The 13,456-nt window shown below is 79.0% G+C and carries 9 protein-coding genes; 5 read left to right on the top strand and 4 right to left on the bottom strand.

The annotated features are described in order from the left end of the window. Positions 1–97 precede the first annotated feature (97 nt). The 3 genes from EJA20_RS06720 to EJA20_RS06710 all read left to right on the top strand — a co-directional run bounded on the left by EJA20_RS06720 (position 98) and on the right by EJA20_RS06710 (position 5,174). Positions 98–1,264 carry a M20 metallopeptidase family protein gene (locus EJA20_RS06720; RefSeq protein ID WP_129337412.1) on the top strand — a complete coding sequence of 389 codons (1,167 nt, stop codon included), beginning with the start codon at positions 98–100 and terminating at the stop codon, positions 1,262–1,264. 197 nt (positions 1,265–1,461) lie between these two features. After that, entirely contained in the window at positions 1,462–3,006 is a 1,545-nt protein-coding gene (locus EJA20_RS06715; RefSeq protein WP_129337386.1) for a GGDEF domain-containing protein, read from the top strand. Between the two features lie 77 nt (positions 3,007–3,083). After that, positions 3,084–5,174 (top strand): thioredoxin domain-containing protein, encoded by a 2,091-nt coding sequence (locus tag EJA20_RS06710; protein ID WP_129337411.1) that lies wholly within the window; start codon positions 3,084–3,086, stop codon positions 5,172–5,174. A 71-nt stretch (positions 5,175–5,245) separates the two neighbouring features. Here EJA20_RS06710 and EJA20_RS06705 read toward each other — a convergent pair whose 3' ends face one another. The 3 genes from EJA20_RS06705 to EJA20_RS06695 form a co-directional block, all read right to left on the bottom strand. Further along, positions 5,246–6,439: an FAD-dependent monooxygenase gene (locus tag EJA20_RS06705; protein ID WP_129337385.1), complete on the bottom strand. Its 1,194-nt coding sequence runs from the start codon at positions 6,437–6,439 to the stop codon at positions 5,246–5,248. Between the two features lie 10 nt (positions 6,440–6,449). Then, the gene (locus EJA20_RS06700) at positions 6,450–6,950 is read right to left on the bottom strand and encodes a DUF427 domain-containing protein (protein ID WP_129337384.1); all 501 of its coding nucleotides are present in this window, start codon (positions 6,948–6,950) and stop codon (positions 6,450–6,452) included. Positions 6,951–7,030: 80 nt separating this feature from the next. After that, the gene (locus EJA20_RS06695) at positions 7,031–9,157 is read right to left on the bottom strand and encodes a putative bifunctional diguanylate cyclase/phosphodiesterase (RefSeq protein ID WP_129337383.1); all 2,127 of its coding nucleotides are present in this window, start codon (positions 9,155–9,157) and stop codon (positions 7,031–7,033) included. A 107-nt stretch (positions 9,158–9,264) separates the two neighbouring features. On the opposite strand from EJA20_RS06695, the gene EJA20_RS06690 reads away from it, so the two are divergent. Beyond that, entirely contained in the window at positions 9,265–10,650 is a 1,386-nt protein-coding gene (locus tag EJA20_RS06690) for an aminotransferase class V-fold PLP-dependent enzyme (protein ID WP_205687402.1), read from the top strand. A gap of 118 nt (positions 10,651–10,768) precedes the next feature. Beyond that, positions 10,769–12,403: a RecQ family ATP-dependent DNA helicase gene (locus tag EJA20_RS06685; RefSeq protein WP_129337382.1), complete on the top strand. Its 1,635-nt coding sequence runs from the start codon at positions 10,769–10,771 to the stop codon at positions 12,401–12,403. Here the strand turns inward: EJA20_RS06685 and EJA20_RS06680 are convergent. After that, positions 12,400–13,410 (bottom strand): RDD family protein, encoded by a 1,011-nt coding sequence (locus EJA20_RS06680; RefSeq protein WP_164983862.1) that lies wholly within the window; start codon positions 13,408–13,410, stop codon positions 12,400–12,402. The genes EJA20_RS06685 and EJA20_RS06680 overlap by 4 nt on opposite strands. Between the last annotated feature and the right edge of the window lie 46 nt (positions 13,411–13,456).

The raw sequence follows: 13,456 nt of genomic DNA, 5'->3' as shown, positions 1-13,456 counted from the left end.
CCCCGGCGACGCCGCCCGGGCGCCCGCCGCGAGAGGAGCACCCGTGACGACGACCGGACCCGTGCCCGACCCGGCGCTGCTGGCCGAGGCCGAGGCGATGGCCGCCGACCTCGCCGACCTGCGCCACGACCTGCACCGGGTCCCGGAGGTCGGGCTGGACCTGCCGCTCACCCAGGCCCGGGTGCTCGCCGCGCTCGAGGGCCTGGACGTGGAGGTCACCACGGGCCGGACGGTCTCCTCCGTCGTCGCCGTGCTGCGCGGCGGCCGGCCCGGGCCGGCCGTGCTCCTGCGCGCCGACATGGACGCCCTGCCGGTCACGGAGGAGTCGGGGGAGCCGTTCACCAGCGAGCACCCCGGGCGGATGCACGCCTGCGGGCACGACCTGCACGTCGCGGGGCTCGTCGGGGCCGCGCGGCTGCTCGCCGCCCGCCGCGCGGGGCTGGCGGGGTCCGTCGTGCTCATGCTCCAGCCCGGCGAGGAGGGGCAGCACGGGGCCCGGGCCATGCTCGGCGAGGGGGTGCTCGACGCCGCCGGGGAGCGGGTCGTCGCCGCCTACGCGGTGCACGTCGTCTCCTCGCTCGTCCCGCTGCGGGTGGTCACGGCCCGGGCGGGCACCGCGATGGCGGCCTCGGACCGCATGACCGTCACCGTCCGCGGCCGCGGCGGGCACGGGTCCATGCCGCACCTGGCGGCCGACCCGGTCAACGTCGCCGCCGAGATCGTGCTGGCGTTCCAGTCCGTCGTGACGCGGCAGTTCGACGCCCACGACCCCGTGGTGGTGAGCGTCGGCCACATCCGCGCCGGCGAGGCCGAGAACGTCATCCCGGCGGAGGCCGTGCTCGCGGCGACGGTCCGCACCTTCTCGCCCGAGCAGCACGCCGTGGTGCCCGACCGGCTCGCCCGCGCGGCCGAGCACATCGCGGCCGCGCACGGGCTCGTCGCCGAGGTGTCCTACGTCCGCGGCTACCCGGTCACGGTCAACGACGCCGCCGAGGTGGACCGGGTGGCGCGCGTCGCGGCGACGGTGCTCGGCCCGGACGCCTACGTCCCGGCGTCGCGGCCCGTCTCCGGCGCCGAGGACTTCTCCTACGTGCTCGAGGAGGTGCCGGGTGCCTTCGTCTTCGTCGGCGCCACCCCTCCCGGTGCCGACCCGGCGACCGCGCCCTACAACCACGCGCCGACCGCGCGCTTCGACGACGGCGCCCTGCCGGTCTCCGCCGCGCTGCTGGCCGGGCTCGCCCTCGACCGGCTCGCCGCCGGCTGAGCGGGTCGCTCGGCCGTCCGGGTGAGCCTGCCCGCGGGCGTCGGGACCGGGCCGCCCCGTGCCGATGGGAGCGGTACGGCCCCGTCGTCCGGACGGGTCGGACGCGGGCACGAGGGGCAGGGCACGACATGGGGCACGGGGCCGGCGCAGGGACGCGCCCCCGCAGGGCGGCCGCGTGGGCCCCGGCGCTGCCGGCCGTGCTCCGGCCGCCGACGGGGCTCGTCGCCCGGACGCGCTGGCTGTACCTGCTCGCCGGGCTGGCCTCGCTGCTGCTCGTCGCGCCCGGGCTCGTCCACGGCGCGACCCCCGTGACGCTGGCGGCCCTCGTCGCCGGCACGGTGCTCCTGTCGGGCGCGTGGGTCCTGCGCTCCGCCCGCCCGGCCACCGGCGCCTGGCTCGGCGTGGTCGAGGCCGTCGCCCTGGGCGTCTTCCTCGTCGCCTGCCCCGAGCCGGCCATGGTCTTCGCGGTCGTCTTCCCGGCCCTGTGGTACCGCGCCGTGTTCGGCACGACCCGCGGCGTGGTCGCGTACGGCGTCGGCGCGTCCGTGGCCCTCGTCGCCGCGACGCCGGTGTGGGGGCTCGTGCCGGGCCGCGGCAGCGCCCCCTTCGACGCGGTCGTGCCGACCCTGCCGATCATGCTCATGACGGTCCTCGTGGCCCGGCACCTGGCCCTCGGGCTCTTCGCCCGCGAGCAGGCGAAGCGGCGCGACGCCGCCCTCGCGCGGCTGGGGACGGCCCTCATCGGCGAGCGCGACCGGGAGGAGATCCTCCGGCTCACGGGCGCGACCGCCGACGCGCTGTGCGACGCGACCCCCGGCCTGCGCCTGCTCGTCGCCCGGGCGGAGGCGGACGGCCTCGTCGTGGCGCGGACGGCCGGGCCCTGGCGCGCGGTGCCGGAGCGGCTCCCGCTCGGCGTGCTGCCCCCGGGGGCCGCCGCCGCCGGCGGGCGGGCCGCCCTGCGCGCCGTGGGCGGGGCGGGCGACGGCGCGGAGACCGTGACGGTCCTGGCCGTCGCCGACGACGCCGCCCTCGCGGACGCGGCGGGGGAGGCGGTGCGCTGGTCCTGCCTGCCCCTGCCCGACGGCCCCGGCCTCTGGCAGCTCGTCGGCGTGCCCGCCGCCTCGCGCGAGGAGGCCCTCACGGCCGTGCGCTCCCTGTCGAGCCACGTCGTCCTCGCCCTGGCGACGAGCGCCGCCCACGAGGCCCTCGCGCGGCAGGCCGCCACCGACACCCTCACGGGGCTGGCCGACCGCGCGGAGTTCCACCGCCTCGTCGCGGAGCACCTCGCGGCCCCGGGCGCCGCGGGAGCGGTGCTGTTCCTCGACCTCGACGACTTCAAGCGCGTGAACGACACGCGGGGGCACGCCGCCGGCGACGAGGTGCTGCGCACGACCGCGCACCGGCTCCGGCACGCCACCGCGCCCGGGGACGTGTGCGCCCGCCTCGGCGGCGACGAGTTCGCGGTGCTGCTGCGCCCGGCGCCCGGGCGCCCGGTCGACGACGCCCTCGTCGCGCGCCTGGCCGAGCGGCTCGTGGCGCTGGTCGCGGCGCCCGTGCCGCTGACGACCGGCGCCGTGCGCGTCGGCGTGAGCATCGGGACGGCGCCGCTCGCGCCCGGGCTGCCCGACGGCGAGGCGCTGCACCGCGCCGACCTGGCCATGTACGCCGCGAAGGCGGCGGGCAAGAACCGCACGGCCGCCTGGGACGCCGGGCCTGCGCTCGCGGGACGCCGGGCCGGCTGACGCGGGCCGCCCGGGTCGGCCCGGTCGGCCCGGGTGCCCGGGTCGCACCGCCCCGGCGGCTCGGCGACAGTGGAGGGGTGCCGAACCGCCTCGCCGCCAGCACGAGCCCCTACCTGCAGCAGCACGCCGACAACCCGGTGGACTGGTTCCCCTGGGGCGACGAGGCGTTCGCGGAGGCGCGCCGGCGGGACGTGCCCGTGCTCGTCTCCGTCGGCTACGCCGCGTGCCACTGGTGCCACGTCATGGCGCACGAGTCGTTCGAGGACGAGCGGACGGCGGCGTTCCTCAACGCGCACTTCGTCGCCGTCAAGGTCGACCGGGAGGAGCGCCCCGACGTCGACGCCGTCTACATGGAGGCCACGCAGGCGATGACGGGCCAGGGCGGCTGGCCCATGACGGTGGTCACCACGCCGGACGGCGCCCCCTTCTGGTGCGGGACCTACCTGCCGCCCGTGCCGGTCCACGGCGTCGCGTCCTTCCCCCAGGTGCTCGCCGCGCTGGCGGCGGCCTGGACGACGCGCCGCGAGGAGGTCGACGCGACCGCCCACGACGTCCGCACGGCCCTGGGGGACCGGCCGGCCTTCGTCGCACCGCCCGGGGCCGTCGTCGACGAGGCACGCCTCGAGGACGTGCTGCGGGCGGCGGCGAGCAGCTACGACGCGGCGCGGGGCGGCTTCGGCGGCGCGCCGAAGTTCCCGCCGTCGATGCTCCTCGAGTGGCTGCTGCGCCACCACGCCCGCACGGGCTCCGGCGAGGCGCTCACCATGGCGACCGGCACGCTCGACGCGATGGCGCGCGGCGGGATGCACGACCAGGTGGGCGGGGGGTTCGCGCGGTACTCCGTCGACGCCGGCTGGGTGGTGCCGCACTTCGAGAAGATGCTCTACGACAACGCCCTGCTGCTGCGCGCCTACGCCCACGCCTGGCGGAGCACGGGCGACCCGGCGGACCGGCGCGTCGCGGAGGGGGTGGCCGGCTCTCTCCTGCGGGAGCTCGCCACGGCCGAGGGCGGGTTCGCGTCCTCCCTGGACGCGGACAGCGCGGGCCCCGACGGGGTGAGCCGCGAGGGCGCCTTCTACGCCTGGACGCCGCAGGACCTGCGCGACGCCCTGGGTGAGGCCGACGCCGGCTGGGCGGCGGACCTGCTCGGCGTGACCGAGGCCGGGACCTTCGAGCACGGTGCCTCCGTGCTGACCCTGCGGCGGGACCCGGACGGGCCCGACGGGCCGGGCTGGAGCCGCTGGGAGGACGTGCGTGCCCGGCTGCTCGCCGCCCGGGAGCGGCGTCCGCGCCCGGGCCGCGACGACAAGGTCGTGGCCGGCTGGAACGGGCTCGCGGTGGCCGCGCTCGCCGAGGCCGGCGCCCTGCTCGAGCACCCGGACTGGGTCGCGGCGGCCGAGGGGGCCGCCCGGCTCCTGCGCGACCGGCACACCACGACGGGCCCGGACGGCGGCGTACGGCTCGCGCGCACCTCGCGGGACGGCGTCGTCGGTGACGCGCCCGGCGTCCTGGAGGACCACGCCCTCGTCGCGGAGGGCTACCTCGCCCTGCACGCCGCCACGGGCGACGCCGCGTGGGTGACGGCCGCGCGGGCGCTGCTCGACACGGTGCTGGGGCGGTTCGCCGACGGCCGCGGCGGCTTCTTCGACACCGCGGACGACGCCACGGACGCCGTCCTGGCGACGATCCGCCGGCCCCGGGAGATCGGCGACGGCCCCACCCCGTCGGGGCAGGCGGCGGCCGCGGGCGCCCTGCTGCAGCTCGCGGCCCTCACGGGCGAGCACCGGTACCGGGCCGCGGCGGAGGCGGCCCTGGCCGAGCCCCTCGCCCTCGCGCCGCGGTACCCCCGCGCCGCCGGGCACGCGCTCGCGGTCGCCGAGGCCCTCCTGGACGGGCCCCGGGAGGTCGCGGTGGTCGGGCCGGCGCAGGACCCGGCGACGCGGGCGCTGCTGCGGGCCGCCCGCCGCTCGCCCGCCCCCGGGGCGGTCCTCGCCGTGGGCCCCGGCGCGGGCCCCGGCGCGGGCCCCGGCGCGGAGGCCGCGGAGGTGCCGCTCCTGCGCGACCGTCCCCTCGTCGGCGGCCGGCCCACCGCCTACGTCTGCCGCGGGTTCGTCTGCGAGCTGCCCGTCACCGACCCCGACGCCCTCGCGGCCCGCCTGCGCGCCTGAGCGGCCCCGCCCCCGGCGCCCCGTCGGTCGGGCAGCCCGCCGGCCCGTCGGCCGGTCGACACGTCGGCCCGTCAGCCGACCACGGGCGGCCGCCACCCGACGACGGGCGTGAGCGCCCGCGCCGTGAGGGCCGCGGGCACGAGCCCGGCCGTGCGCAGGCCGAGCGCCCGCAGCGCCACGAGCGGTGGCGCCGACAGCTGGCCGACGCGTGCGAGGCGGCGCGAGCGGGTCGCGATCGCCGTCACGCGCGGCAGCCGCTCCGCCGACCACGTCGCGAGCGCCGCGTCGAGGTCCTCGGCCGCCCCCACGCGCAGGGCGAGCACCGCGGCGTCCTCGAGGGCCAGGCCGCCGCCCTGCCCGAGGTCCGGCGTGAGCGCGTGCCCGGCGTCCCCGACGAACGCGACGCGACCGGCCCGCAGCGCGGGCAGGGGGCGCGCCAGCTCGTGGACGTCGTGCCGGAGCACGGCCTCCGCCGGCGTCGCCCGGACGAGCGCCGCGACGGGGTCGTGCCAGCCGCCGAAGAGCCGCAGCAGCTCGGCGCGGTCGTCGGCGACCGGGCGTCCGGGCGGTGCCGAGACCGTGGCCCAGCAGTAGACCTCCCCGCCGGCCATGGCCAGCGCGCTGAACCGCCGCCCGCGGCCCCAGGTCTCGAACTGCCCGAGCCGGGCGACGTCGGGGGCCACCCGGGGCAGGAGCCGCCACGCCACGTAGCCGGCGGGGCGGGTGCCCGGGTGGCCCGGGAAGAGCGCCCCCCGCAGCCGGGAGCGCAGCCCGTCGGCCGCCACGACGAGGTCGGCCTGCGCCCGGCCGTCGGCCGTCGTCACGGTGGCCGGGCGGCGGGCGTCCCCCGGGTCGGCCGCGAGCACCTCGACCCCCGTCCGCACGGTGCCGGCGGGCAGCGCGCCGAGCAGCAGGGCGACGAGGTCCGCCCGCCGGAGCACGACGAAGGTGTCCCCGAGCACGGCCGTCACCGCGCCCAGGTCCTGCCGCAGGAGCCAGCGCCCGCCGGGCTCGCGGAACCCGCCGGCGCCCTGGGGCGAGGCGAGCCGGCGGACGGCGTCGCCGAGCCCGAGCACGTCGAGCGCGCGCAGCCCGTTGGGCGCCAGCGCGATGCCCGCGCCCACCGGCCGGACCTCCGGCGCGCGCTCGAGCACCCCCACCGACCAGCCCGCACGGTGGAGACCGACCGCGGCCGCCAGCCCGCCGATGCCGGCGCCCACGACCACCGCGTGCCGCCCGGCGGCCTCCGCAGCCGTCCCCGTCACGGTGGTCGCCCTACCAGCCGTGGGTGCCGGGGCCGCCCTTGAAGGGCCCGACGACGTCCGCCGTGACCCAGCCGCCGTAGAAGCCGCCCGGCTGGGGGGTGACGACCTCGCCGTCCACCGTGCACCGGTCGACGAGCGCGGCCATGACGGCGACGGACCCGGCGAGGATCTCGAAGCCGGCGCTCGGCGCGGGGTAGGACCACGCCGCGCGCGGTACGACGACGTCCCCGGCGACGACGTCGTGGTAGGCCGCCCGGCCCTTCCACTCGCACCACGAGGAGCCCTCCGCGTCGCGCAGCGCGCCGGGCGCGAAGGCGTCGCGCGGCAGGTACCAGGTCGGCGGGTGGCTCGTCTCGAGCACGCGCAGGGCGCGGTCCGTCGTCGCGACCCGTCGCCCGCCGAGCCACACCTCGACGCGGCGGCCGTCCGCCGCCACCCGCGGCGGGCGGGGGTAGTCCCACACGGACTCCTGGCCGGGGCCGGGACGGACGGGGGTGGGAGGAGGGCGCACGGGCCCAGCATGGCGGCCCGGGACGGCTCCGCGCGCCCGCACTCCGGGGCCCTCCCACGGGGTCCTCTCAGCGGGTCCTCTCAGGCGGCGGCGACGACGCCCGCGCCCCGCCCGAGCACCGCCCCCGACAGGTGCGGCACGAGCGCGGCCGGCAGGGGCTCGGCGAACCGGTAGCCCTGGCCCAGCGGGCAGTCGAGACCCTCGACGACGGCCACCTGGTCGGCGTGCTCGAGGCCCTCGGCGACGACCTCCAGGCCCAGGGTGCGGCCGAGGCGGATGATGGCCTGCGCCAGCGCGCGGTCCTCGGCGCTCGTGGCGACGCCGTCGACGAAGGACTTGTCCATCTTCAGCACGTCGATGGGGAAGCGGCGCAGGTAGGACAGCGAGGAGTAGCCCGTGCCGAAGTCGTCCAGCGCGAGCCGGACGCCGAGCGCCTTGAGCCGCGCGAGCGTGTCGGCGATCTCCGGGGTGTCCTGCACGAGGAGCGACTCCGTGATCTCCAGCGTGAGCCTGCCGGGGGCGATGCCGGCGTCCCGGAGCGCGTCGGCCACGTCGGCGACGAGGCTCGGGTGCGTCACCTGGCGGGCGGAGACGTTGACGCTCATGCCGAGGTCGGCGCCGGCGTCGGCCCACCGCCGGGCCTGCGCGAGCGCCTCCCGCAGCACCCAGCGGCCCAGCGGGACGACGAGCCCGCTGTCCTCGGCGAGCGGCACGAAGCGGCTCGGCGGCACGGCGCCGAGCGTGGGGTGCTGCCACCGCACCAGGGCCTCGTAGCCGGTGATCCGGCCCGTGGGCAGCTCGACGATCGGCTGGTAGTGCAGGTGGAGCGCCCTGTCGTCGAGCGCCCGGTGCAGGTCGGCGCGCAGCCCCTCGCGCTCGAGCTGCTCGCGGTGGTGCTGCGGCAGGAAGGTCTGGGTGCGGCCCTTGCCGGCGGTCTTCGCGGCGTACATCGCCAGGTCCGCCGCGCGCAGCACCCCGATGCCGCCCTCGCCGCAGGTCTGCGACGTGGCCACGCCGATGCTGGCCCCGGCGCGTGCGACGGCCCGGCCCAGGGCCACGGGGGCGCGCAGGGCCGCCTGGACGTCCGCGGCGACGCGGCCCGCGCGCTCCGCGGCGTCGTCGCCCTCGAGGAGGACGGCGAACTCGTCGCCCGCGAGCCGGGCCACGACGTCCCCCGGGTCGGACGCCTCGACCAGCCGCTCCGCGACCGCCCGCAGCAGGGTGTCGCCGTGCCCGTGGCCGAACGTGTCGTTGACGGTCTTGAGGTCGTCGAGGTCGACGAAGAGCACCGCGAACGGCCGCCCGGCCCCCCGCTGCGCGCCCTCCGCCGCGTGCAGCCGCTCCATGAACAGCGCGCGGTTGGGCAGCGCCGTCAGCGGGTCGCGGAAGGCCTGCGCGCGCAGGCGCTCCTCGAGCTCCGTGCGGTCCTCGACGTCGCGCGTCATGAGCACCAGCCCGCCGACGGCGGCGTCGTCGCGCAGGTCGTTGGCCACCGTCTCGACCCAGCGCCACCCGGCGGAGCGGTGCCGCATCCGGCTGCGCACGGAGGTCGCCAGCGGGTCGCCGGCCGTGACGGCCGCGAGGAAGGCGGCGAAGGCCGGCAGGTCCTCGGCGTGCAGCACGTCCCGCATCGGCGCGCCGAGGAGCGCGTCCGGCCGGTACCCGAGGACGTCCTGCACCGACGGCGTCTGGTAGGTGATGGTGCCCTCCGCGTCGAGGACCGTGATGACGTCGCTGGCGTTGCGCACGAGGGAGCGGAAGTGCTCGCCGTGCTCGAGGGCGTCGAGCAGGTCGTTGAACGCCCGGGCCGTGTCGCCCAGCTCGTCGTCGGAGTCGACCCGGATGCGGTCCGTCGTCGAGGCCGTCCGTTCCCCGTGCCCGCCGGGCCCGACGGAGGCGGCCACGGCGCGCAGGCGCTCGGCCAGGTCCCGCAGCCGGCCACCGACGACGACCCGGCACAGCGCGAAGTTGGCGGCGCCGAGGAGGGCGCCGGCCGCCAGGCACGCGGCCCGCAGGTGCGGCATCGCGTCGTGGTCGACCTCGACCCCCAGGACCTGGACGAACGGGGGGAAGACGGCCCCGACGACGAGCCCGAGGCCGACCATGCACACGGCCAGGTCCCAGATGACGCGGCCCGTCAGCCGGGGGCGGCGGGCGCCGGGGCGTCGGGGGGCGACGGGGCGGCGGCGGTGCGCGAGGGAGAGCACCTCGGGTGCATCGGCAGGTCCCCCGGGGACCTTGAGGGGTCGGGGCAGGATTCCTCCCGGTGCCCCCCGGGCTCCACCCGGGTGCCCCGCGTGCCGATGCCTCGGGCATGAGCCTCCTCACGCCGCCGCGGCCGGCCGTCCCCGCGCTCGCCCTCCTCGGCGACGACGTGCGCGTCCCCGTGCTCGGCGGCGGCAGCCGGCGGTCCGTGGACCTCGACGCCGCCGCCACGACGCCGGTCTCGCGCGCCGTGCAGCGCGCCGTGGAGGACCACCTGCCGTGGTACTCCAGCGTGCACCGGGGCGCGGGGGCCAAGTCGCGGTGGACGAGCGAGCGCTACGACGCGGCGCGCGAGACGGTCCGGGCGTTCGTCGGCGCGGACGCCGCGACGCACCACGTCGTCTTCCCGCGCGGCACCACGGAGGCGCTCAACCTGCTGGCGCACCGGCTGCGCCTGGCCCCGGACGACGTGGTGGTGAGCACGGCCGCGGAGCACCACGCGAACCTCCTGCCGTGGCGACGGTACGCGCGGGTGCGGCTCGTCGACGTGGCGCCGGACGGGACCTTCGGCGTCGAGGACGTCGTGCGCGCGCTCGAGGAGGCCCCGCGCCCACGGGTGCTCGCCGTCACCGGCGCGTCCAACGTCACGGGCTGGGTGCCGCCCCTGGCGGCGATCGCGGCGCAGGCGCGGCGGCGGGGGGTGCTCGTCGTCGTCGACGGGGCGCAGCTCGTCCCGCACCGGCCCGTCGACATGGCCACCACCGGCATCGACGTCCTCGCCTTCTCCGGCCACAAGATGTTCGCGCCCTACGGCGCCGGGGCCCTCGTCGTCCCGCGCGCCGTGCTCGACGAGGGCGAGCCGTTCCTCGTCGGCGGCGGGGCCGTGGCCGCCGTCGGTGACGACGACGTGGTCTGGGCCGAGGCGCCGGCCCGCGACGAGGCCGGCACCCCGAACGTCCTGGGGGTCGTGGCGCTCGCCGCCGCGGTCGAGGAGCGGGTCGCCCTCGGGTGGGACGCCGTGCTCGCGCACGAGGCCGACCTGCGGGCGGCGATCGACGCGGCGGTGGCCGCCGTCGCCGCGGTCGTCCCCGGCGTCCGGCGCCTGGGCCCGACGGACGCCGACCGCCTCCCGGTGGCGGCCCTCGCCGTCGACGGGGTCCCGCACGGCCTGCTCGCCGCGCGGCTGGCCGACGAGCACGCGGTGTCCGTGCGCAGCGGCTGCTTCTGCGCGCACCCCCTCATGGCGCGGCTGCTGCGGCTGACGCCGGAGGAGGTCGCCCGCGTCCGGGACGACGCGCGCGCGGGCCGGGCGGACGCGCTGCCGGGCGCGGTCCGCGTGAGCGCCCACGCCGCCACCTCGCTCGCGGACGTCGAGACCCTGGCCGGGGCGCTGCGCGAGGTCCTGACGACCCCGGAGCGGGGCGCCCGGTGGGAGCCGGACGGCCGCGGCGGGTTCGTGCCGCGGGCGGGCCGGGACCCCCGCGGGCCCCGCTGAGAGCGGCCCCAGCCGGGACCGGGCCGCCGCCGCGCGCGCCGACGGGGCCGGTCGTAGCGTCGTCGGGCCCCGCCGAGCAGCGGACGCGGGCCTGGGGCGAGCGGTGAGGAACGCGCAGATGCAGCAGCGGACGGACGCGTCGGGCGGGATCGGGCTGGACGCGGCGGTGGAGCGGGTGCTGGGCCCGGGCGCGGAGCTGCGGCCCGCGCAGCGGGACGCCCTCGGCGGGCTGGTGGACCGCGACACGGTGCTCGTCGCCCGGTCGGGCGCCGGCAAGACGGCGGTCTACGCGATCGGCACCCTCGTCTCGGGGCGGGCGACGGTCGTGGTCTCCCCGCTCGTGGCGCTCCAGCGCGACCAGGTCCGGGCGCTCGGGGAGGCCGGCGTGCGCGCGGCGTCCGTGAGCTCGTCCGTGACCCCGAAGCAGTCGCGCGAGGCGCTCGAGGCCGTCGGGACGGGGGACCTCGACGTGCTCCTGCTCGCTCCGGAGCAGCTGCAGCGCGACGTGGTGGTGGAGGCGCTCGCCGCCGCGGACGTCGGGCTCGTCGTCGTCGACGAGGCGCACTGCGTCAGCGAGTGGGGGCACGACTTCCGCCCCGACTACCTGCTGCTGCGGCCCGCGCTCGAGCGCCTCGGGCGTCCCCGGGTGCTCGCGATGACCGCGACGGCCTCGCCCCGGGTGCGCGAGGAGGTCGCCGAGCGGCTCGGGATGGTCGACCCGCGCGTGCTCGTGCACGACGCCGACCGTCCCAACATCTGGCTCGGCGGCCGCCCGGCGTCCGGCGCCGACGAGCGCGACAAGGCCGTCGTGGAGGAGGTGCTGGCCGCGGAGGGGGCCGGCATCGTCTACGCCCGCACGCGCCGGCACGTCGAGGAGCTCGCCGAGCGGCTCGCGCGCGAGGGGCTGGACGCGCTCGTCTACCACGCGGGCCTGCCCGACCGGCGGCGCTCGCAGGTCCAGGACGCCTTCCTCGGCGGCGAGGCCGACCTCGTCGTCGCGACGAGCGCGTTCGGCATGGGCGTCGACCGGCCGGACGTGCGCTGGGTCGTGCACGCCGGACCGCCGCCGTCCCTGGACGCCTACTACCAGGAGATCGGCCGCGCGGGCCGCGACGAGGCCCCGGCGCGGGCCGTCGTGGTGCACCGCCCCGACGACTTCGGCCTCAACCACTACCTGCGCTCCGGGACGGGCTCGCGCCCGGCGACGGTGCGTGCGGTGCTCGCGGCGCTGCCCGCCGTGGGCGGCGAGCCCGTGGACCGCGAGGCGCTCGGGCGCGGGGCCGGCATGTCGGCGCGCACCGCGGCCCGCGCGCTGACGGCGCTGCTCGGCGTGGGCGCCGCCGTCGCGCAGGGCGAGGGCTACCTGCGGGGCGACGACCGCTCCGCCGACGCCGTCCTGCGCGCCGTGCGCGAGCAGCGCGAGCGCGAGCACGAGCTCGAGCTGTCGCGGGTGGAGCTCGTGCGCACCTACACCGACACCCTCGACTGCCGCCGCCGGCTGCTGCTGGAGCTGCTGGGGGAGGAGCGTCGCGACCCGTGCGGCCGCTGCGACTCGTGCGACCGCGGCACGAGCCAGGAGGTCACGGAGGACGCGCGGGTGCGCCCCGGCCAGCGGGTGCACCACGAGGAGTTCGGCGAGGGCGCGGTGACCGTCGTCGAGCAGGACCGGGTCACCGTCCTCTTCGACGAGAAGGGCTACGTCACCCTGGACACCCGCCTGGCCCTGGACCTGGGCGTCCTCGAGCTCGTCTAGGCCCCGCGCCGGCCGGCGCGCGCGTCGAGGCGGCAGTCCGCCACCACGCGGTCGTCGACCTTCAGCGTGCTGGCGAGCACCCAGCCGTCCGCGACCGGCCGGGTGCCGTGCAGCTCGACGACGGCACCGTCGCGCTGCACCGGCGACCCGGGCCAGGCGGGGGGCTCGTGGCCCCCGGACACGGAGGTCTCGTCGACGAGCCCGTCGCTGGGGACGTGCACGGTCGTGTGGATGCCGACGGCGCGTCCGTCGAGGGCGCCCTCGGGCCACGACCACCGGACCGTGGTCGGTGTCGAGGCGGTCGTCCGGCGGACCCACAGCCGCCACTGGGACGTAGTGGTCGCGGCGTCGGCTGTGGCGGTGGCGACGACCCCCGCGGCGGCGTCGGTGGTGCGGCAGACCAGGGGCGTCGGGGCCGCCGTGCGGGACGTCGTCGCCCACGGGAGGGCGAGCCCGATGCCCAGCAGGACCACGACGAGGGCCGCCGCCGTGACGCGCTCGTCCTCGGGGGTGCGCGGCGACCCGTCCCGCCGGACGACGGCCCCTCCCCGCACGACGAGGGTCCGGGCGAGGCTGTCGGCGAAGGTCCGGCGCTCGCGGTGCAGGGCCGCCCGCAGGTACCCCAGCAGCAGGATCCCGTCGAGGAGGTGCGCGAGCTGGCGCAGCAGGACGCGAACGACCCCGACGGGACGTCGCGTCGTCGCGTCGACGACCGCCACGTCGAGCAGCTGCTTGCCGGGCGTCTGCCCCGTCAGACCCTGGAGGACGAGGAGGAGTCCGAGCGCCACCCAGGGCCCGGGCGCGGTCCGCCCCTCGGGGAGCACGAACGGGGGCAGCGCGACGGACGTCGGCAGGGGCGCCTCCACCCCGTCGCCGGCGACCCACCAGGTGACCCCGGCCAGGAGCAGCGCGTCGAGCGCCCAGGCCCACAGCCGCCGGCGGCGCGAGGCCAGGCCGGCGAGCCGGGCACGTGCGGGCGCCGACGGGGCGGGGCCGACGAGGGTCACCGGCCGATCGTGGCAGAGCGCCCGTGCCGGCGTCCCGGCTTCGGCG

This window comes from Cellulomonas endophytica (genome assembly GCF_004123805.1).
In the GTDB taxonomy this organism is placed as follows: domain Bacteria; phylum Actinomycetota; class Actinomycetes; order Actinomycetales; family Cellulomonadaceae; genus Cellulomonas; species Cellulomonas endophytica.
This window is presented reverse-complemented; position numbering and strand designations above follow the sequence as displayed.

Bases quoted from the DNA above. Each gene is read 5' to 3' on its own strand.
- EJA20_RS06720 (WP_129337412.1), top strand. From the start codon at position 98: ATGGCCGCCGACCTCGCCGACCTGCGCCACGACCTGCACCGGGTCCCG.
- EJA20_RS06690 (WP_205687402.1), top strand. From the start codon at position 9,265: ATGAGCCTCCTCACGCCGCCGCGGCCGGCCGTCCCCGCGCTCGCCCTC.
- EJA20_RS06685 (WP_129337382.1), top strand. From the start codon at position 10,769: ATGCAGCAGCGGACGGACGCGTCGGGCGGGATCGGGCTGGACGCGGCG.